Raw genomic sequence first — 19,442 nt, 5'->3', positions numbered from 1 at the left:
TCCAGCGTCAGGGTGCCGTTGGCCGGTTGCGTGTTCACCGTATAGCTCAGGGTGTCGCCGTCGACATCGGTCGCCACAATGGTGCCGCTCACCGGCGTATCTTCATCGGTGGCAATACTCTGATCCGCCGTCACCGGTGCATCGTTGACCGGCCGTACCCCGATACTGACGGTGCTGGTCGCCGTCCCGCCGTTACCGTCCGAGACGGTGACAATAAAGCGATCGTTGCCGTTAAAGTTGGCGCCCGGCGTATAGGTGTACGCGCCGGTAGCACCATTGAGCGTCAGCGTGCCGTTGGCCGGCGGGGTACCGACCGTATAGCTCAGGGTGTCGCCATCGACATCGGTGGCCACAATGGTGCCGCTCACCGGCGTATCTTCATCGGTGGCAATACTCTGATCGGCGGTCACCGGCGCATCGTTGACCGGACGAACCCCGATACTCACCGTACTGGTGGTGGTGCCGCCGTTGCCGTCCGAGACGGTGACGACAAAACTGTCGTTGCCGTTAAAGTTGGCGCTCGGCGTATAGGTATATTGCCCGGTGCTGCCGTCCAGCGTCAGGGTGCCGTTAGCAGGTTGCGTGCTCACGCTGTAGCGCAGCGTGTCGCCGTCCACATCGGTGGCCACAATGGTGCCGCTCACCGGCGTATCTTCATCCGTGGCAATACTCTGATCCGCCGTGACCGGTGCACTATTATCTTCCGCAGTGGTAGCAGCAGTGGCAGTAAGCAACGTAGATGAATCGACACCATCCAGAACAGATGAGGCTCTATCGGTAAACGATATGCCCGCAGTATCATAACCAATCGGGGCAGTCACGACATCAGCCGTTAAATCCAGTACCACCGTTGAATTGAAATGCCCACCACCGCCATCACCCGCTTCGCCAGTGTCATCATTACCAGCGGCGGCCGCCTCTAGGACTTGCGTTGGGTCAGCGCCCTGAGCAATAGCATCTTGTATAGCTGCGACATCATTGGCGACATCTACATTTTTCTGAGAAGATGCGCTGCTTACATCGCTCCAGTGGCTATCGCGTCCCAGATCCAGTGTCTTACCATCAGGTAATGTGATTGAAACCGCGCCGTTAGCACCGGTTATCACTTCTTCACCACTGTAAACGCGATCGCCAGCAACTAACAGTCTCTGACTCCCATCAAGCGCGACAACAAAAACTTGTCCAATAACGAATTTAATAACACCAATCACACCGTTCAAAATACTTTCTCCTTGATATCTATAATTATTTTTATGATATTGCGATATTGCAGCTATAGATTTTGACTATCATCCTGATAGGGTTGATTTGCTGTGTGTCGTCCTGACATTTTTTAAAAAAAACGCTACGATAATGCTGCCGTTATGCGTCAAACGCTTGACTCGATGAGCGATATAATAAAAAATTCAGAATATTCTTTCCAGAACTTTACTCATTTAGGGTAAGTCTTATTTCTTTCTCTCAATACGCCCTTTGCGATAGAATTAACGCACTGATATTAAAGAAATAAAAAAAATAAATTCGTTAAGCGTTTATATAACACTCAAACACTTTAATAGGAATAATCACAAATAAAGTTTTTGTGAAGGAAAACTGCTAATGATGCGTAGATACCGTTTTGTTTTATTACCCTTTATTGCCCTTTTTTCCACAGCGACGTATGCCGAGACGCTCCAGGATGCAATAAAAAGCTCGCTTTACACACACCCCGAAGTGAGTGCATCCATTAATAGCCGATTTTCCGCCGAACACGACTTACGTGCGGCAAAAGGCGGGTATCTTCCCTCCATTACGCTGAATGCTGGCGTTGGCCGTGAGGAAACCGATAGCCCCTCAACACGTGCTAGTGCCAATAAACGCACGGAGCTCAGTCGTCAGGAATCAAGCATCGCTCTGAACCAGACGGTATTTGATGGTTTTGCTACCTCGAGTGAAGTTGGCAGACAGCGTGCCACCGTCAATTCACGCGCCTATAAAGTGTTGAATACAAGTGAAGCGACGGCATTAGGCACCGTTCAGGTGTACCTCAACGTACTGCAACGCCAAGAATTCGTCCGCCTGGCAGAAGCCAATCTTGCAAGCCATGAGCGCATTTACGATCAAATAAGGCTGCGCAGCGAGCAAGGCGTTGGGAGATTGGCCGACCTTGATCAGGCGGAAGCCCGTTTAGCACAAGCACGCAACAACGCGCTGACAGAAAAAACCAATCTGGACGATGCCAAAATCAACTACATGAGTATTGTCGGAAAAGTGCCTGAAAATTTGGTTATGCCCGATGCGTCCGCAATAAAACTTCCCCCTTCTTTGGAGGAAGCACAACGCATCATGTTGGCAAATAGCCCGGCACTAAAATCCGCAGAATCGGATATTGAAGCCACGCAGCAGCAGTATGAAACATCAAAATCAACCTTTTATCCACGCCTCAACGTTGAACTCTCTCGCACAATGAATAATAACGTTGATGGGACGCGCGGCCAAAACAATGAGTGGCAAGCGATGCTGCGGATGCGCTACAACCTGTATGAAGGCGGCAGTAGCAAGGCCAGCATGGAATCTAAAGCCTATCAGGTAAAAGAAGCACAGGATGTTCGAAACAATGCTCTGCGGTTGTTGAATGAAGAACTGAAGCTCGCCTGGTCAGCGCTAAATAATTCACGTCAACAGGTTCCGATTGCCGCCGAATACGCCGATCGCAGTATGAAAGTACGTACCGCCTATCAGAAGCAATTTGGTCTGGGAGAAAGAACGTTATTGGACTTGCTGGATAGTGAAAACGAACTGTTCACCGCACAAAGACGCCTGGTCGAGGTTCGCTTCATCGCCCTTTATACCGAATACCGGATCACATCGCGTATGGGAGAGTTATTGAATCGTTTAGCGATCCCAACGCCTGATGCAGGTGTCAGTTTGACAAACGTGACAACCCAAGCAGAGTTGCCAAGCCTTAATTAATATATTTCATTAGTCAGCCAGCAATAAATTATGGTTTATATGCGAGGGAATTACGTTGTGTAAGGGAACGTTCAGTTAAATGAAGTTGCATTCAGTACAAGAGACGAAAGGTTCTGATGAATCGGTCGCCCATGAATCTACCGTTCATGAACCCATCGTCCATGAAAATAGTGACCCTCGCAGCCGTCATGACGACCCGTTATTGGATAGTTTGCTGATCCTCTGTGCCTTACAGGGGAAATCCGTCAGCCGTACCACTCTCACCGCTGGCTTGCCTTTAGCTAACCAGCGCTTATCCGTAAAATTGCTCCCAAGAGCCGCAGCACGTGCAGGATTGCAAGGCCGCGTTCTCAAACGTTCCCTGAATAAAATTTCTGAGATGTCACTTCCCGCGATGTTGCTGCTACGGGAAGGAGGCGCAGCGATTCTGTTAGGCTGGAACGCCGACGGCAGCGCACGTCTGATGCCCAGTGAAACTGAAGGCGGAGAAATTTCTGTTGAGCATAATATGCTGCAACAGAATTACCTTGGCTTAGTGATGTTCGCCCAGCCCCGCCATCAGTTCGATTTGCAAAATCCGTCACTGATCCCTCATACCAAATCCTGGTTTCGAGATACGCTTCAGCTTTCACGTTCGCTCTATCTGGATGCCATCCTTGCCAGTTTGCTGGTGAACATTATCGCACTTGCCACACCGTTGTTCGTGATGAATGTCTATGACCGCGTTGTACCTAATCAGGCAACGGCGACATTATGGGTGCTGGCAATCGGCGTTACTGGTGCTTTTGTTTTCGATTTAATTCTCAAAACGCTACGCGGCATTTGCCTCGATATGGCGGGCAAAAAAACCGATCTGATTATTTCAGCCACGTTATTTGAGCGCATTACCGGAATGTCGATGAAGGCTCGGCCACCACGAGTCGGTAGCTTTGCGCAAAATATTCATGAATTTCAGTCGCTCAGAGATTTCTTGTCCTCGCTGACGCTGACGACGCTGATCGATTTTCCCTTTACGCTGCTTCTGCTGCTGGTTATCGGCATCATCGGCGGTCCGCTGGTTTGGGTTTCCATACTGGCCTACCCTATCGCCCTGCTGGCGAGCTGGGCGATGCAAAAACCGCTGTCTGCCACGATTGAAAAAACGATGCATCTTGCCAGTGAACGACAGGCAACACTGATCGAAACGCTGAGCTGCCTGGATGCGATCAAGGTTAACAATGCAGAAAGCGAACGGCAGCACCAGTGGGAACAGACGATTGGCAGTCTGAGTAAGCTGGAAATGCGGGCGAAAGCGTTGTCTTCACTGGCAGTGAACCTGACGCAGTGGTTCCAGCAATTTGCTGGCGTGGCTATGATTGTCGTCGGCGTTTATATGCTAATTAACGGTAAACTCAGCATGGGTGGGCTGATTGCCTGTTACATGCTGAACGGCAGAGCGCTTATGCCGTTAGGCCAACTGTCAGGGCTGGTCAGCCGTTATCAGCAAGCGCGTTTGACGATGCAAACCACCGAACAGATGATGCAACTACCGCAAGAACGTAGCGATAACGAACATCCGCTGAAGCGCGAGAGTATCCGAGGTGGGATCGAATTTCGCGATGTGACGTTCAACTACCCAGAACAAAAAACCAGTTCACTGCAAAGTATCAGTCTGACCATTTCTCCCGGTGAGAAAGTGGGGGTAATTGGCCGCAGCGGCTCAGGGAAAAGCTCATTGCAAAAGCTGATCGTGAATCTCTATCAGCCCAACACGGGTAATATTCTGATCGACGGTGTTGATGCCCGTCAGTTGGATGTCAGCGATTTACGCCACAACATCGGCTATGTCCCGCAGGATATTCAATTGTTCAGTGGCTCGCTGCGCAATAACCTCATTAGCGGCGCGCGCTATGTCGAAGATGAAGCCATGCTAAGAGCCGCTGAAATTTCAGGGGTAAACGAGTTTGCACGCCTGCACCCCGATGGCTACAACCTTCAGGTCGGCGAACGAGGCCAACAACTCTCCGGCGGGCAGCGTCAGGCTGTTGCGATAGCCAGAGCGCTATTGCTTGACCCTCCGATTCTGGTTCTTGATGAACCCACCAGTTCGATGGATAACACCAGCGAAGATCGGTTAAAGCAAGCTCTCGCCCCCGTCATTGCGGAAAAAACGCTATTGCTAGTTACCCATCGAGTTTCCATGCTGGCGCTGGTCGATCGTTTAGTGATTGTCGATAAAGGCAAAATTATTGCGGATGGGCCGAAAGCGATCGTGATGGATGCGTTGAAGAAGGGGCAGATCAATGCGTCTCGGTAAATATATCAAACGAATCAAACGGTATTTTGTTGGTGGAGATGAGGAAAGCCTACAAACGATGCCAGAAGTAAGCCGGGCAATGGCTGAGGATTCACCACGTTCTATTCGCTTCACGCTGTGGGCTATCGGGGCCTTTTTCCTGTTCTTTATTTTGTGGGCGGGACTGGCGAATATTGATGAAGTCACCCGAGGCGAGGGTAAAGCCATCCCTTCTTCTCGCTTGCAAAAAATTCAGAATCTGGAAGGTGGAATCGTCACGGAAGTATTCATTCGTGAAGGTCAGGTCGTCAATGCTGGCGATCCTTTGCTGCGCCTTGATGATACTCGCTTTGCTTCCAATGTAGGAGAAACCGAAGCTGACCGGCTTGCACTGCTGTCACGCGTTGAGCGCCTGAACGCCGAAATCAGCGATAGGGAGCTCATGCTTTCCGAAGAAATAATGACGCAAGCGCCTAAAATTGCAGCAGGAGAACAAGAGCTTTATAACAGCCGTCGCCAGCAGCTTCATAATGAAGTATCCGGTCTGGAAGAGCAGTTGATCCAACGTCGCCAAGAACTGCGGGATTTTTCTGCCAAAGAGATTCAATTCCGCAATAGTCTGGGTCTGCTTCAGCAAGAAATTAAAATGTCGGAACCGTTGATTGCAGAAGGCGCAATTTCTAAAGTAGAAGTTTTGCGCCTACGCCGTGCTGAAGTCGAAACCCGTGGTCAGCTCGACTCTGTCAAACTCTCAATTCCCCGAGCGGAATCTGCAATTAAAGAGATCGAGAATAAAATAGAAGAAACCCGCAGTCGTTATAAAAGCGAGGCGTTATCTCAGCTCAGTGAAGCACAAACCAATCTGAATAAAATTGAAGCTACGGGTAAAGCACTGGAAGACAGGGTAAATCGAACGCTAGTCGTCTCCCCTGTTCGCGGTATTGTGCAGCAGGTTCTGGTAAATACCATCGGGGGGGTGATTCAGCCGGGTAGCGATCTGGTGGAAATTGTTCCACTAGATGACAAGCTACTGGTGGAAGCTAAAGTTCGCCCTCAGGATATTGCCTTTTTGCACCCTGGTCAGGATGCCATAATAAAGTTGACGGCCTATGACTACACCATCTATGGCGGTTTAAAAGGTCAGTTGGAACAAATCAGCCCAGACACGGTAACCGATAAAGAAGGGAACAGCTTTTACATTATTCGTTTGCGGACTGATAAGAATTATTTAGGCTCAGCCGATAAACCTCTTCTTATCATTCCCGGCATGGTAGCCTCGGTAGATATAATAACGGGAAAGAAAACGATCCTCAGTTATTTGTTAAAGCCAATCATTCGGGCAAAAGCGGAAGCACTGCGAGAAAGATAATAAAAAGGCGCTCAACATGCGCCTTTTATCTGTTCCACTAATCAGTGCTCATTCATACTGTGATAAATCTGTGTTTGGCTCCGCCCCATCGCTTTAGCCTGATACATAGCGGAATCGGCATTAATTGCCAACGTCAGAGAATCGGAACCGTGCTCTGGGTACAATGCAATACCAATACTGCATGATATATCCAACGTTTTACCATTGATCTCAAAAGGTTTGTTCAATGCGTTATGGATTTTATCGGCAACATAAAGCGTATTATCAATCTCTTTAATACCCTGAAGCAGAATAATAAACTCATCGCCGCTGCGGCGATATACCGTATCCGAATCACGAACCGCGCCACGCATACGCGCCGCGGCTTCTTTTAATAGCAAATCGCCAACAGCATGTCCGAATGAATCGTTTATCTGTTTAAATTTATCGAGATCGAGGAACATCAGCGCGATTTTTCTGCCAGTTTGCTTAGATAACAGAATCGCCTGTTCCATTTGTTCGGCGAACGTCAGGCCGTTAGCCAATGACGTTAATGAGTCATAATGCGCCAGTTGCCGATAGTGTTCCTCACTCCTCCGCAGCATATCGATGGCATGGTATCGCTCTATAGCGATCGCAATCAGCTGTGCAGATTTCTCTATAGAGAAAATTTCTTCCTCGGTCGGTGCATAGACTTTACGATGGTAAACGCTTAAAACACCTAATATTTCTTTGTTCTGGCCAATGATAGGTTCAGACCAGCAGGAGCGCAGCCCAGCGTATAATGCCAACCCTTTATATAAGGACCAGTGTGGATGAACTGAAATATCGTCAGCAACTACGCGCTTTCCGGTATAAGCTGCCGTACCAAAAGAAGCCACACCATCAGCAATTTTTACATTATGAATGGCATTTTTATAGAAACCAGGCAGACTTGGTGCAGATCCAAGCGTCAGACATTTCTTGTCTTTATCGACTAACAGTACAGAGCAAACGATGCGGCCAGGATTTTTCTCCTCAACGCTGAAAATGATCGCATCCAGAATATCTTTCAGCGGCGCACCGCTTGATAACAGTTCCAGCGCACGATTGTATGAATTATCGTGATGTTCCTGTGATTTCCGTTCCGTGATATCTAACTTAATGCCGACATATTGAGTCGTGTTACTCGCTTTATTATATATTTTAACGATATTGGCCTTTTCCCAATACAGTTGCCCATCTTTGCGTCGGTTAACAAACTCACCACTCCAAACATTACCTTTATTTATGGTAGCCCACAGATCTTCATAGACGCTGGCGTTAGTCATGCCAGAGTTTAATATATTCGTTTTTTTGCCAATAACTTCATCCGGCATATAGCCAGACATGGTAATAAACTGACGATTTACGTAAATAATTTCACAATTTTCATCTGCGATCATAATTGAGGCAGGACTATATTCCATTGCAAAAAAAGTCATGTTGAGAAAATCTTGTTTTTTCTGTTCAGTTTTAAACTTTTGTTTAATTTTTCTATTTTTCACAGAAGAAAACAATAACAGCATTAACAGTAAGGTTATTATAATTTCATACACAATAACACTCTCCTCAGGCCCGAGTGGTCCTGATCGTACACATCACAACGCAGATGGCGAAAAATCCCGGCAACAAACCCCTACCCCGCCGATTTTCGGGATCGGTGAATTTCCAGAGAGCAGAAAGGATGAAAGAAAAAACGCTCCATGAAGCAGGAGTATTTAGAAACATAGCAACGTCAGCATAAAGCCCTCGCATATGGCTGTGCGCAGATAAAAACAGCAAATTCAAAAGAGTATCTTAATTTAATAGTAGTAATTGTTCGGGTTATAAGCTTTTCTAATGGAATAAAAGAATATTCCTAAAGGTATATGGAGATATATTTTGAACGTCAATTTTTTGTAAGCAAATCAATTATACCAATAAGTATCATTGTTTTAATCAATAAAATCTATCACAAAATGATTTTTGATCGTTAACAGTAAACATTATATTTTTTTACCATTAAAAATCAAATAATTAAAAGAAAAAAATAAAATCATTAACGCAAGTGCCTGATGATATATGTCATAATTTGATGCAAAATTTGTAACCCCTCTTCCTTTTAGTTTATTGAAACTAAACACTGTTATAACAAATAAAATAAGAATTAAATAACAAAAATAAAACAAAAATGGCATTTTACTTCATGAAGTGAAATGAGAGGTAAAGTTGTCGGCGTGGCGAATTTTCACACAACCATGAAGCATTAGAAAACATAATGAGTTGATACGGAAGAAGAAAAGCGACGAGATGTATAGCAGTACTCTAATGAGTAAAATCATATTCAAAACAACAGGTTATTACCTATAGTTCGAGCTTCAACGTTTCAAAATTCTCAAATGGCTGGGGACGTGAAAGATAGTAACCTTGGGCAGCATAAGCATGCGAAGCCTGAACAATCGCCCACTCCTCTCGTGTTTCGATCCCTTCAATCACCACATAATTGCAAAAGCGTGATAGCAACGCGATCAAAGCGGGAAAAACAGTGCGTCCTTCACTACTTTGTTGCAGGAGAATGAAGAGCTCACGCGCGACTTTGATGCAATCATACTGAGCCAGCATCAATGATGAAAAATTCGCCATGCCACAGCCAAAATCATCCAACCACAACGTTTGTGCCTCAGGGAGTTTGGTTAATACTTCTTTCGGCAACCCCCCCTGATTTTCAACCATTTCAAAACGAATCCAAGGCATTTCCGCGATCAGGCGTTTGGCTTCCAGATTATTTTGCAACGCCAATAGCGTCATGCCATCGATGTTGACAGAGGCAAAAAGATCGTCGCGAGTAAATCGGAAACTCCATTGAGACAAAAGTTGCAGTTGTTCTACAATAATTAACAGGCGGGTATCGACATCAATATTTGCGAAGTATTTTTCAGGAGAGATGAACTTTTGCGGCAGGGTAGGAGAAAAAACGGAAGTCAGTAACTCAATAGCCATTAATTTACCAGATGTTCGATAAATGGGCTGAAAAGTATACCGCCGTTGACATTGTTGCCAGTAATCAGCGTCTAACGGCTCCACGCTTCCCTGTTGGAAAAATCCAGTTCCAAACTGATTAAGATGACCTTCCTGCTGCACTATGAGTTCCGCCATTAAACTGACACTATTAGTTATAAAATTATATCATATGGGCATGCACCGGCATCGACTCTCAAGATGCAAACTTAATCGGCAAAACCGATTAAATCGATGTCCATGATATTACAAAAATAAGTGGTTCAATATCACAACTAAATTTATTTAAATTGTAAATCAATAAATTAAAAACCAATAAACACAGTCGCACTGGCTGATTTATGCAGTCTAATGCATACACATAAAACCAATTTAACGAACAGATGGTAATTTTACCCTGTAACCTCACTATTTATGTAGCCAATAGGTCGCATGCTGAAGACCTGCGAAAACACATGAAAGCGACAGAAAATAGCCGCCGGGGAGAAAGCACGTCAAAGGCAACAGAGGCCAATTCGGCAGTATATTACCCATCAACCATAGTTACGCGTGTCTAAACGAGCGTCAACGGGTATAATCTGCGCCTTATTTGTAAGGTAGAAGAACATCATGGCGTTACTCATCACCCATAAATGCATCAACTGTGACATGTGTGAGCCCGAGTGTCCTAATCAGGCCATCTCCATGGGCATGGACATTTATGAAATTGATACCACGCTCTGCACGGAGTGCGTTGGTCACTACGACACACCTACATGTCAGAAAGTTTGTCCAATCGACAATACGATCGTCAAAGATCCAAGCCATGTTGAAGGTAATGAGCAGCTATGGGAAAAATATGTGCTCATGCACCACGCTGACAGGATTTGAGCATCCAATAGCGAGTGTCAGCTTTCGATAATCACCGTCGCACAGGCATAGCGTCTTTCGTCAGCCAACGTTACATGTACGCGTCTTACGCCTATCTGTTCTGCCAACTCTGCCGCCTTAGCAAAAAACCGCAGACAAGGTTTGCCCAGCTCGTCATTAAAAACCTCAAACTGGTTGAACGCGAGTCCGTTGCGAATTCCCGTACCGAAAGCTTTTGCAGCTGCTTCTTTCACTGCAAAACGCTTGGCAAGGAAACGGACTGGCTGCTGATGCTGCTGATAATGTGCCCATTCAGCATCCGTCAGAACACGGCGAGCCAATCGCTCGCCTGAACGTTCAATAACAGCATCAATACGGGCGATTTCGACAATATCGGTGCCGAGCCCAAGAATCGCCATTAGCGGCGAGCTTCGCGCATCAGACTCTTCATTTCGGCAACCGCCTCCTTCAGACCGCTCATTACTGCGCGTCCGATAATGGCATGCCCGATATTTAATTCGTGCATTTCCGGTAGCGCGGCGATAGGCAGAACGTTATGGTAGGTCAAACCATGACCAGCATTGACTTTAAGCCCTTGCGCAGCAGCGTAAGTCGCCGCATCGCGAATGCGCTCAAATTCATGCTGACGAGTTTCATCATCGGGTGCATCGGCATAGGCTCCCGTATGAATTTCGATATAAGGTGCACCGCTGGCAACGGCGGCATCAATTTGCCGTTTATCCGCATCAATAAATAGCGAAACCAATATGTTAGCCCGGCTAAGTTTGGCTACCGCGTTATCGATTTTTTCCTGCTGCCCCGCCACATCCAGCCCGCCTTCGGTTGTCACCTCCTGACGTTTCTCCGGTACCAGACAGCAAAAATGCGGCTTCACTTCACAGGCGATATTCAGCATTTCTTCCGTGACAGCCATTTCCAGGTTCATACGGGTTTGGAGCGTCTCTCTCAGTATCCGTACATCACGATCCGTAATATGGCGACGATCTTCACGCAAATGTACTGTAATGCCATCCGCACCAGCCTGTTCCGCAACAAAAGCAGCCTGAACGGGGTCGGGATACGCCGTTCCACGCGCATTACGCAGTGTCGCGATGTGGTCAATATTAACGCCAAGTAACAGTTCAGCCATGATAAACCCTCTATAAAGTCATGCACGATACGTTGGAGTTTACACCGATGTCACAGCGTCGGGGTACTGAGGAGAAGGGATTATTTATCAGAAGAGGTGGATTTGGACACATTAGCAGCAGGAACGAACTGTCGAAACAGTTCACGACTTTTCAACGGTTTCCCCCCCAGATACGGCTTTAACGCGATGCGGGTGAAACGCTTTGCAGCCTTCAGTGTGCCAACATCAGGAAATTCACGCGATGCCAACGAGCGTAACTCGTGTCCGGTAAAGCTTTTATTATCGACAACCAGGCTGGCAATAAATCCCCTTTCTTCTCGATACTGGTAGGTCATAGTATCTGCTACAGGTTCACCGCTGCCAGCACAATGCAGGAAATCGACGCCGTATCCCAGATAGCCCAATAACGCTAATTCAAAGCGTCTTAATGCCGGTTCTGGAGAAGCATCCTGTGCAGCAAGGTGTTGTAAGCAGTGGAGATAATCGAAGAAAAGAGCGGAATAATTAGTTTCATGTTCCAGCACACGAGACAGCAGCTCGTTAACATATAAACCGCTATACAGCATCGAGCCCGTCAGCGGCAGCGCCAACGAGACAGGCTCCGCACTGCGTAAGGTTTTCACTTCCCCCCGCCCGCTCCAGCGTACCAGCAGCGGAGTAAAAGGCTGTAAACAGCCTTTTAGGCTAGAGCGTCGAGCTCGCGCACCTTTAGCGAGCACGCGAACTCGACCATCGCTTTCGCTAAACAGATCCAGCAATAAGCTGGTTTCACTATAAGGTCGCCCATGCAAGACAAATGCGCGCTGCCAGCCTTCCATCGGCGTGAACCTTACAAGTCTTCGCTATAACCCAGGCTGCGCAGGGCACGTTCGTCATCTGCCCAGCCGGATTTCACTTTAACCCACAGTTCAAGGTGAACTTTGGCTTCAAACATCTCTTCCATATCCTGACGCGACTCGATACCAATGGTTTTAATTTTGGCACCTTTGTTACCAATGACCATTTTCTTCTGGCCTTCACGTTCAACCAGAATCAGGCCATTGATGTCATAACCACCACGTTCGTTAGTCACGAAACGTTCGATTTCGACCGTCACGGAATACGGCAATTCTTCACCCAGAAAGCGCATCAGTTTCTCACGGATAATTTCCGATGCCATGAAACGCTGTGAGCGATCGGTGATGTAATCTTCCGGGAAGTGATGCGTTGCCTGCGGTAAGTGCTTACGCACAATGCTGGCAATCGTATCGACATTCGTGCCCTTCTCAGCCGAGATCGGGACAACATCAAGGAAATCCATCTGCTGACTGAGGAACTGGATATGCGGCAGCAGCTTAGTCTTATCCGTGACGTTATCGACTTTATTGATCGCCAACAGCACGGGAAGTTTCTGATCGCGCAGCTTATTCAACACCATGTCATCGTCGTCGTTCCAGTGTGTACCTTCAACAACGAAAATGATCAGTTCAACGTCACCAATTGAACTGCTGGCGGCACGGTTCATCAGGCGGTTAATCGCCCGTTTTTCTTCAATGTGCAATCCCGGCGTATCCACATAGATCGCCTGATAAGGCCCTTCTGTGTGGATACCCATGATGCGGTGCCGCGTTGTCTGGGGCTTACGGGACGTAATGGAGATCTTCTGCCCCAGCAGTTGATTCAATAACGTCGATTTACCGACGTTTGGTCGACCAACAATCGCGATAAAACCGCAGTGTGTCTGTACTTCGCTCATTCAAGCTCCAGTTTTTTCAACGCTTGTTCAGCCGCAGCCTGTTCGGCTTTACGACGGCTCGATCCTGTACCAATGACCGACTCGCTAAAGCCGCTCACCTGACAGTGGATAGTAAACTCCTGATCGTGTGCTTCCCCACGAACCTGTACCACCAGATAGGTTGGTAGAGGTAGGTGACGCCCTTGCAGAAATTCCTGCAACCGCGTTTTCGGATCTTTTTGCTTATCGCCGGGACTGATTTCATCCAGGCGCGTTTGATACCAATTCAAGATCAAACGTTCGATATTCAGGATGTCACTGTCGAGAAAAATGCCACCAATCAGGGCTTCGACCGTATCCGCCAATATCGACTCACGCCGGAAACCACCGCTTTTTAACTCACCGGGGCCGAGGCGCAAGCACTCTCCCAGCTCGAATTCACGCGCGATTTCCGCCAAGGTATTACCTCGCACCAGAGTGGCTCGCATCCGGCTCATGTCTCCCTCATCAACCTTGGGAAAACGATGATACAGCGCATTAGCGATCACAAAACTCAGGATGGAGTCACCCAGGAACTCGAGTCTTTCATTATGTTTGCTGCTGGCACTGCGATGTGTCAACGCCTGTAACAAAAGCTCGTACTGCTGAAAAGTATAGCCCAGCTTTCTTTGTAAACGATTTATCAGGATGGGATTCATGTGTTACCAATAGATCAACGATGCGTCAAAAACAGCAGCATACGGAACAGCCCTGCTTACCAATTCGGTCAAAACTGTTTCGTTTGCATTGGCTCCCATGAGGGAGCCTGCCTTTCTGCCCGTCATACTTCGCGTTGCATGCACGTTAGCGGTGTTCAAACGATAACGTTTTGCCCTGCAATTCGCATTATTTAGGGCACGTTCTTTCAAAAAGTATTTCAGAAATATTCTACAACGGACAGCATTAGAATGCTGCCTGTATCTTATTTCAGTAATGCTTACTTTGGATTAATGAATGCCACCGATGCGACTCAAACGTACGCCAGTGGGCCATTCACCTTCCTGCTTCTCAAAGCTCATCCAGATAGCAGTAGCTTTACCGACCAGATTTCTCTCCGGTACGAAGCCCCAATAGCGACTATCCAGACTGTTGTCTCGGTTATCACCCATCATGAAGTAGTGCCCTGCCGGAACAACCCATGTAGCAAGTTGCTGCTGCGATTGCTGATAATAACCACCAAGCTGATCCTGCTGGCCCGGTACTAACAAAATATTATGCGTGACATTGCCTAATGACTCTTTGCGCGCGCCCATGCGAACACCATCGACACTGTTATCATTGGCAGACACCTGATAGAAACCGCCACGCGATTCCCCACCAGGCTGGTTAAAAGTCTGAACAAAATCGCTAGGCTGCACATTACTGTATGTCACCGCCAGTGCTGTATCACACGCCTGCTGCCCCTGGCAGGATGGACGAATCGTTACCTGCTTAGTTATTGGGTTATAGCTGACGCGATCGCCCGGCACGCCAACCACACGCTTGATGAAATCCACCTTCGGGTCGGACGGATATTTAAACACCACGACGTCACCGCGCTTCGGGTGTCCCGTTTCGATCAGCGTTTTTTGCGTGAAGGGTTCTTTAATGCCATAGGCAAATTTCTCCACCAGAATAAAATCACCGATCAACAGCGTTGGCATCATCGAACCGGATGGAATCTGAAACGGCTCATAAATAAAGGAGCGCACAACCAATACCAGTGCCACTACCGGGAATACGGACGCAATGGTTTCGATCCAGCCGGGTTGTGGAATGGCTTTCGACGAAACCGCACCATCAGCCAGATCGGCACCGCTCATGGCGGCAAATTTTTTCCGGCGAGCCGGAGCCCAAACGAAGCGCTCTAAACCCCAGACAATCCCCGTGACCAGCGTCACCAATGCCAAAATTACGGCAAACATATTGGCCATGCCAACTCCTCAGAATTTATTTACTGTCCTTGCCGACGTGCAGAATTGCCAGAAACGCTTCTTGTGGCAGTTCGACATTACCGACCTGCTTCATACGTTTCTTACCGTCTTTCTGTTTCTGCAACAGTTTCTTCTTACGGCTGACGTCACCACCATAGCATTTGGCCAGTACGTTTTTACGCAATTGCTTAACCGTAGAGCGCGCAATAATGTGGTTACCAATCGCGGCCTGAATCGCAATATCAAACTGCTGACGAGGAATCAATTCTTTCATCTTTTCGACGAACTCACGGCCACGATATTGTGAATTATCACGGTGAGTAATCAGAGCCAATGCATCAACACGTTCGTTGTTAATTAATACATCAACGCGCACCATATCTGATGCCTGAAAACGTTTGAAGCCGTAATCCAGTGATGCATAACCACGAGAGGTGGACTTCAGGCGGTCAAAGAAATCGAGCACCACTTCGGCCATCGGGATTTCATAGGTTAACGCAACCTGATTGCCGTGATACACCATGTTCGTCTGCACGCCGCGCTTCTCAATACAAAGCGTAATCACGTTGCCCAAATACTCCTGAGGCATCAGCATGTGACACTCGGCAATCGGCTCGCGCAGTTCCTGAATATTATTCAATGGCGGCAGTTTAGACGGACTATCGACATAAATGGTTTCTTTCGCCGTCGTTTCTACTTCATACACAACCGTCGGTGCAGTGGTGATCAATTCCAGATCGTACTCACGCTCCAGACGCTCCTGAATGATCTCCATGTGCAGCAGCCCCAGGAAGCCACAGCGGAAGCCAAAGCCCAGCGCCGTAGAGCTTTCCGGTTCATAGAACAGGGAGGCATCATTGAGGCTCAGCTTGCCTAACGCATCACGGAATGCTTCATAGTCGTCGGAACTGATCGGGAACAGACCGGCATAGACCTGCGGTTTGACTTTCTTAAAACCCGGCAACGCTTTTTCAGCCGGCTGACGCGCCAGCGTCAGGGTATCCCCAACAGGGGCTCCCAAAATATCTTTGATGGCACACACCAACCAGCCTACTTCGCCGCAGTTCAATACATCGCGGTCGATCTGCTTCGGTGTGAAAATGCCGAGACGGTCGGCGTTATACACCTGCCCCGTACTCATCACCTTAATTTTGTCGCCTTTGCGCATCGTACCGTTTTTGATACGTACCAGAGATACAACGCCAAGGTAGTTATCAAACCAGGAGTCGATAATTAGCGCCTGTAGCGGCTCATCAGGGCTGCCTTCCGGCGGCGGAATATCACGTACCAAACGATCCAGAACATCCGGCACGCCAATCCCTGTTTTTGCAGAGCAGCGCACAGCGTCGGTGGCATCAATACCAACAATGTCTTCAATTTCTTGAGCAACGCGATCGGGGTCAGCGGCAGGCAGGTCGATCTTGTTAAGAACCGGCACCACTTCCAGATTCATATCCAACGCGGTATAGCAGTTAGCCAGCGTTTGCGCTTCAACACCTTGCCCGGCATCAACAACAAGCAGCGCGCCTTCACAGGCAGCGAGCGAGCGAGAAACTTCATAAGAGAAGTCAACGTGCCCTGGCGTATCAATGAAGTTTAACTGGTAGGTTTGGCCGTCCTGCGCTTTATAATCCAGCGTTACACTTTGCGCTTTAATCGTGATTCCACGTTCACGTTCCAGATCCATCGAATCCAGAACCTGCGCAGCCATTTCACGCTCGGTTAAACCGCCGCAAATCTGGATAATACGGTCAGATAACGTCGATTTACCGTGGTCGATATGGGCAATAATGGAGAAATTTCGTATATGCTTCATTATAAAAATTTTTCTACCTTGATATTCCTGAAATTCTTGCCGATGGGCATGCGCATAGGTGAAAACAGCAGCGATGTTATTCCACCTGAATCGCAGCATTCTACATGCGGGAAGCGTGAAAACCTAGTCATGTCCGGTGCATTCCCCTTGATTATGACGGTTTTATTTGGAATAGCAGAACAACAAGAGGAAAGCAGGAAGTAAAGTGTCATTACGTGGCAAACAGCGTGTTGAAAGATAGCAAGATAGTGAACACGGTTTCCGCACCACATGCCCTTTGCGCCAACACGTACGAATCAATTTTGCAACAGCGTTCCAGGCAGCGCGATTTGCAGGATAACAGGCTCATAACGCTTATTTTTACCTAACCGTTTTGCCCAACGTTTAACCCCGATAAACGCCAAACCGCCACCCAATAATGCACCAATAACGGCAGCCAGATCGGTACTGAACAACGTTTGGAATATCGCCGCCCCGAACAGCAGCCCAACCAGAGGAACAAAGTAAACCAGAGCGGCAGAAAGCAACAACCGCCCTTCGGAAATACCCAACTCCACTTTTTGCCCCACTTCCAAAGGCCGATCGTAAGGGACATGCAGCGTATTTTCAGCAGAAAGCCCAAGCTGGCTTAATAAGCCAGTTCCACACGATGAGCGAGATTTACAACTGCCACACCCCGCACTGGGCTCACAGCGCAGCTCTGCAATGCCATCCTGCCATGACACAACTGTTGCCCATTCTTTAATCATGGTTGCGCCTTCAAAAGGATGCTGTCAGCCACGCGCTTAGCCGTAGAAGGAGGAATATCACCGACAACGGTAATCTCACGGTTGCCCCGCATGACGGTGTGAATAGAACGTCGACCGGTAAGTAGTGACTGCTCCTCGCTCACGTCAGAAGACGGGCTAATATTAATCGAAAAACTAAACAAACCATCGCTGTACAAGCGAGTTTCAATCGGAATGGACGAACCAGGCAAGATTTTTTTGCTGTGCGAAAGCGCTTTCATTCCTGTCGGTAACCATTCTGGCTCCCAGGTGAAATCCCCTTTTTCTACAGCAGACGTAGGTAAAACGGGAGGCAGCTTGATCCCTTCCAGCGGACGCATCACGCTAACCACATCATCGTCAACAATCAGTGATGTCGTTAAGAATTGTTCCAACCGCTTGTCACCATTACGATCCTGTAAATCGATACGCAGTGGAAGTTTAGATTCCGCATCAATCCACACCGTATAGCTGTAGCGAGTACCATCGCGTGAAATAACGCGAACGCCTAATGCCAGACGATCGGCAATACGCACCCGCCCATCTGCGGGAACAAAATCATAATAGGGCGATAGCTTCTGGAAATCAGCAAAGACGAGGGAAGGCAGAGAATCGACGATATGATCGCTGGCTAGCGTAAATGGCTCAAAACCGGGATCGAAATAGCTGATCTCATTACCACGCTGCACAATCTCGCGTCGCGGCCCATCCATAAACAGCAATTGCGCCAAGGAATGATTGTTGACCACAGCATGACGATACCGTACCGACTCAAATCCTTGCAGGGTGATATTGATAAATGAAATTTCGTAATTCAGAGAACGAACAGCGCCATTCATCTGTTGCAGCAACGCGCCCGGCTCAACATTCTGAGCCGGGGCGAACGTAGAATAAAACAGGCTGCCAATCAGAAAACAGGCGGCGGACCAAACGCGCTTCATTACCGGGGCTGTGTTCCTAATGATTGAGTGCCGGGAACCTGAATTGCCGCTTGCTGATCGTCCTGCGGCAGAGCATGCTCGGCATGCAACCGGCGCTGTAATTCGTAGTCCTGCAAAATAGCGTTAAGGCGGTTACGCTGCATATCAGATTTCTGTTGACCGCTATGAGGGGCTATATTTTCTGACGGTACACCCAAGCTCACAGGGGAGGCTGTCCCCATAGCGGGTAAGGTACTGAACACGCCGGATTCCACAACATGTTCGGCCGAATTGCCCTGCTGATAATTTTGTACGCCAACAATCACGGCTAAAGATACGCAGGCCGCGACACCAACTTGCGTCAGTTGGCTGCCCCACGGGCGAATTTTGTGCCAGAACGGCATCTTCGCCCACTCGACAGGTTGTGGCTGAGATTCAGGCTGCGCTTGTGGAACCAGACGAACGGGCTCTTTTTCGATTGCAGCGGCAACACGAGAAGCGATGTCCAGGTGAATCACGTTTTCACTCACATCACCACGCATCGCATCGCGGATTAGATGATAACTTTGCCAACTTTGCTGCAACGCGTCATCGCGTGACAATGCGCCTAACAGTTCGGAATCTACTGCTTCGCCATCCATTAAAGCGGAAAGTTTCTCTTTCTGCATACCGACACCCTTA

18 protein-coding genes are annotated in these 19,442 nt (G+C 48.1%); 5 read left to right on the top strand and 13 right to left on the bottom strand.

The annotated features are described in order from the left end of the window. Positions 1-1,211 (bottom strand): retention module-containing protein (locus A6301_RS09490; RefSeq protein ID WP_234257645.1); only part of this gene is annotated, 1,211 nt, incomplete at its 3' end. A gap of 388 nt (positions 1,212-1,599) precedes the next feature. On the opposite strand from A6301_RS09490, the gene A6301_RS09485 reads away from it, so the two are divergent. From A6301_RS09485 to A6301_RS09475, 3 genes are all read left to right on the top strand, one after another. Then, positions 1,600-2,952: a TolC family outer membrane protein gene (locus A6301_RS09485; RefSeq protein ID WP_107170764.1), complete on the top strand. Its 1,353-nt coding sequence runs from the start codon at positions 1,600-1,602 to the stop codon at positions 2,950-2,952. 79 nt (positions 2,953-3,031) lie between these two features. Further along, positions 3,032-5,248 carry a type I secretion system permease/ATPase gene (locus A6301_RS09480; protein ID WP_234257644.1) on the top strand — a complete coding sequence of 739 codons (2,217 nt, stop codon included), beginning with the start codon at positions 3,032-3,034 and terminating at the stop codon, positions 5,246-5,248. Next, the gene (locus A6301_RS09475; RefSeq protein WP_107170766.1) at positions 5,235-6,596 is read left to right on the top strand and encodes an HlyD family type I secretion periplasmic adaptor subunit; all 1,362 of its coding nucleotides are present in this window, start codon (positions 5,235-5,237) and stop codon (positions 6,594-6,596) included. Before A6301_RS09480 ends, A6301_RS09475 begins: the two co-directional genes overlap by 14 nt. Before the next feature lie 41 nt (positions 6,597-6,637). Here the strand turns inward: A6301_RS09475 and A6301_RS09470 are convergent, their stop codons facing one another. Further along, positions 6,638-8,152: a bifunctional diguanylate cyclase/phosphodiesterase gene (locus tag A6301_RS09470; protein ID WP_107170767.1), complete on the bottom strand. Its 1,515-nt coding sequence runs from the start codon at positions 8,150-8,152 to the stop codon at positions 6,638-6,640. A 787-nt stretch (positions 8,153-8,939) separates the two neighbouring features. Continuing rightward, a complete protein-coding gene (gene pdeH, locus A6301_RS09465) occupies positions 8,940-9,731 on the bottom strand; it encodes a cyclic-guanylate-specific phosphodiesterase (protein WP_165800677.1) in 792 nt (263 codons plus the stop codon). 471 nt (positions 9,732-10,202) lie between these two features. Between pdeH and A6301_RS09460 the strand changes: the two genes are divergently transcribed. Further along, positions 10,203-10,463, top strand: coding sequence for a YfhL family 4Fe-4S dicluster ferredoxin (locus A6301_RS09460; protein ID WP_234257642.1), 261 nt, complete (start codon positions 10,203-10,205; stop codon positions 10,461-10,463). 17 nt (positions 10,464-10,480) lie between these two features. Here A6301_RS09460 and acpS read toward each other — a convergent pair whose 3' ends face one another. The 7 genes from acpS to lepA all read right to left on the bottom strand — a co-directional run bounded on the left by acpS (position 10,481) and on the right by lepA (position 17,074). Further along, on the bottom strand, positions 10,481-10,861 hold the full coding sequence (gene acpS / locus A6301_RS09455) for a holo-ACP synthase (protein ID WP_234257641.1): 381 nt from the start codon (positions 10,859-10,861) through the stop codon (positions 10,481-10,483). Continuing rightward, on the bottom strand, positions 10,861-11,592 hold the full coding sequence (gene pdxJ, locus A6301_RS09450; protein ID WP_234257640.1) for a pyridoxine 5'-phosphate synthase: 732 nt from the start codon (positions 11,590-11,592) through the stop codon (positions 10,861-10,863). Before pdxJ ends, acpS begins: the two co-directional genes overlap by 1 nt. A gap of 80 nt (positions 11,593-11,672) precedes the next feature. Then, positions 11,673-12,410 (bottom strand): DNA repair protein RecO, encoded by a 738-nt coding sequence (recO, locus tag A6301_RS09445; RefSeq protein ID WP_215484443.1) that lies wholly within the window; start codon positions 12,408-12,410, stop codon positions 11,673-11,675. An 11-nt stretch (positions 12,411-12,421) separates the two neighbouring features. After that, positions 12,422-13,327, bottom strand: a complete 906-nt coding sequence (era, locus tag A6301_RS09440) for a GTPase Era (protein WP_107170771.1) — start codon at positions 13,325-13,327, stop codon at positions 12,422-12,424. Continuing rightward, on the bottom strand, positions 13,324-14,004 hold the full coding sequence (gene rnc, locus A6301_RS09435; protein WP_012822897.1) for a ribonuclease III: 681 nt from the start codon (positions 14,002-14,004) through the stop codon (positions 13,324-13,326). The genes era and rnc overlap by 4 nt, the downstream gene beginning before the upstream one ends. A 288-nt stretch (positions 14,005-14,292) precedes the next feature. Beyond that, the gene (gene lepB, locus A6301_RS09430; protein WP_234257639.1) at positions 14,293-15,258 is read right to left on the bottom strand and encodes a signal peptidase I; all 966 of its coding nucleotides are present in this window, start codon (positions 15,256-15,258) and stop codon (positions 14,293-14,295) included. 16 nt (positions 15,259-15,274) lie between these two features. Continuing rightward, the gene (gene lepA, locus A6301_RS09425) at positions 15,275-17,074 is read right to left on the bottom strand and encodes a translation elongation factor 4 (protein WP_039476015.1); all 1,800 of its coding nucleotides are present in this window, start codon (positions 17,072-17,074) and stop codon (positions 15,275-15,277) included. Here lepA and A6301_RS09420 point away from each other — a divergent pair. Continuing rightward, complete coding sequence (locus A6301_RS09420) at positions 17,066-17,278, top strand: hypothetical protein (RefSeq protein WP_133169879.1); 213 nt, start codon at positions 17,066-17,068, stop codon at positions 17,276-17,278. The two genes, lepA and A6301_RS09420, sit on opposite strands and share 9 nt — an antisense overlap. Positions 17,279-17,370: 92 nt before the next feature. Here A6301_RS09420 and rseC read toward each other — a convergent pair whose 3' ends face one another. The 3 genes from rseC to rseA are packed head-to-tail and all read right to left on the bottom strand — an operon-like array spanning position 17,371 to position 19,429. Then, entirely contained in the window at positions 17,371-17,823 is a 453-nt protein-coding gene (rseC, locus tag A6301_RS09415) for a SoxR-reducing system protein RseC (RefSeq protein ID WP_205540053.1), read from the bottom strand. Continuing rightward, positions 17,820-18,782 (bottom strand): sigma-E factor regulatory protein RseB, encoded by a 963-nt coding sequence (gene rseB / locus A6301_RS09410; RefSeq protein WP_107170774.1) that lies wholly within the window; start codon positions 18,780-18,782, stop codon positions 17,820-17,822. Before rseB ends, rseC begins: the two co-directional genes overlap by 4 nt. Continuing rightward, positions 18,782-19,429 (bottom strand): anti-sigma-E factor RseA, encoded by a 648-nt coding sequence (gene rseA, locus A6301_RS09405; RefSeq protein WP_107170775.1) that lies wholly within the window; start codon positions 19,427-19,429, stop codon positions 18,782-18,784. The genes rseB and rseA overlap by 1 nt, the downstream gene beginning before the upstream one ends. Positions 19,430-19,442: the final 13 nt, after the last annotated feature.

Source organism: Pectobacterium sp. IFB5596, from assembly GCF_021432585.1.
In the GTDB taxonomy this organism is placed as follows: domain Bacteria; phylum Pseudomonadota; class Gammaproteobacteria; order Enterobacterales; family Enterobacteriaceae; genus Pectobacterium; species Pectobacterium punjabense.
Note: the sequence above shows the minus strand (reverse complement) of the source record. Positions and strands in the feature narration are given on the sequence as shown.

Coding starts and splice junctions, on each gene's coding strand:
- A6301_RS09485 (WP_107170764.1), top strand. CDS start 1,600: ATGATGCGTAGATACCGTTTTGTTTTATTACCCTTTATTGCCCTTTTT.
- A6301_RS09480 (WP_234257644.1), top strand. CDS start 3,032: ATGAAGTTGCATTCAGTACAAGAGACGAAAGGTTCTGATGAATCGGTC.
- A6301_RS09475 (WP_107170766.1), top strand. CDS start 5,235: ATGCGTCTCGGTAAATATATCAAACGAATCAAACGGTATTTTGTTGGT.
- pdeH (WP_165800677.1), bottom strand. CDS start 9,731: ATGGCGGAACTCATAGTGCAGCAGGAAGGTCATCTTAATCAGTTTGGA.
- A6301_RS09460 (WP_234257642.1), top strand. CDS start 10,203: ATGGCGTTACTCATCACCCATAAATGCATCAACTGTGACATGTGTGAG.
- acpS (WP_234257641.1), bottom strand. CDS start 10,861: ATGGCGATTCTTGGGCTCGGCACCGATATTGTCGAAATCGCCCGTATT.
- pdxJ (WP_234257640.1), bottom strand. CDS start 11,592: ATGGCTGAACTGTTACTTGGCGTTAATATTGACCACATCGCGACACTG.
- recO (WP_215484443.1), bottom strand. CDS start 12,410: ATGGAAGGCTGGCAGCGCGCATTTGTCTTGCATGGGCGACCTTATAGT.
- era (WP_107170771.1), bottom strand. CDS start 13,327: ATGAGCGAAGTACAGACACACTGCGGTTTTATCGCGATTGTTGGTCGA.
- rnc (WP_012822897.1), bottom strand. CDS start 14,004: ATGAATCCCATCCTGATAAATCGTTTACAAAGAAAGCTGGGCTATACT.
- lepB (WP_234257639.1), bottom strand. CDS start 15,258: ATGGCCAATATGTTTGCCGTAATTTTGGCATTGGTGACGCTGGTCACG.
- A6301_RS09420 (WP_133169879.1), top strand. CDS start 17,066: ATGCTTCATTATAAAAATTTTTCTACCTTGATATTCCTGAAATTCTTG.
- lepA (WP_039476015.1), bottom strand. CDS start 17,074: ATGAAGCATATACGAAATTTCTCCATTATTGCCCATATCGACCACGGT.
- rseC (WP_205540053.1), bottom strand. CDS start 17,823: ATGATTAAAGAATGGGCAACAGTTGTGTCATGGCAGGATGGCATTGCA.
- rseB (WP_107170774.1), bottom strand. CDS start 18,782: ATGAAGCGCGTTTGGTCCGCCGCCTGTTTTCTGATTGGCAGCCTGTTT.
- rseA (WP_107170775.1), bottom strand. CDS start 19,429: ATGCAGAAAGAGAAACTTTCCGCTTTAATGGATGGCGAAGCAGTAGAT.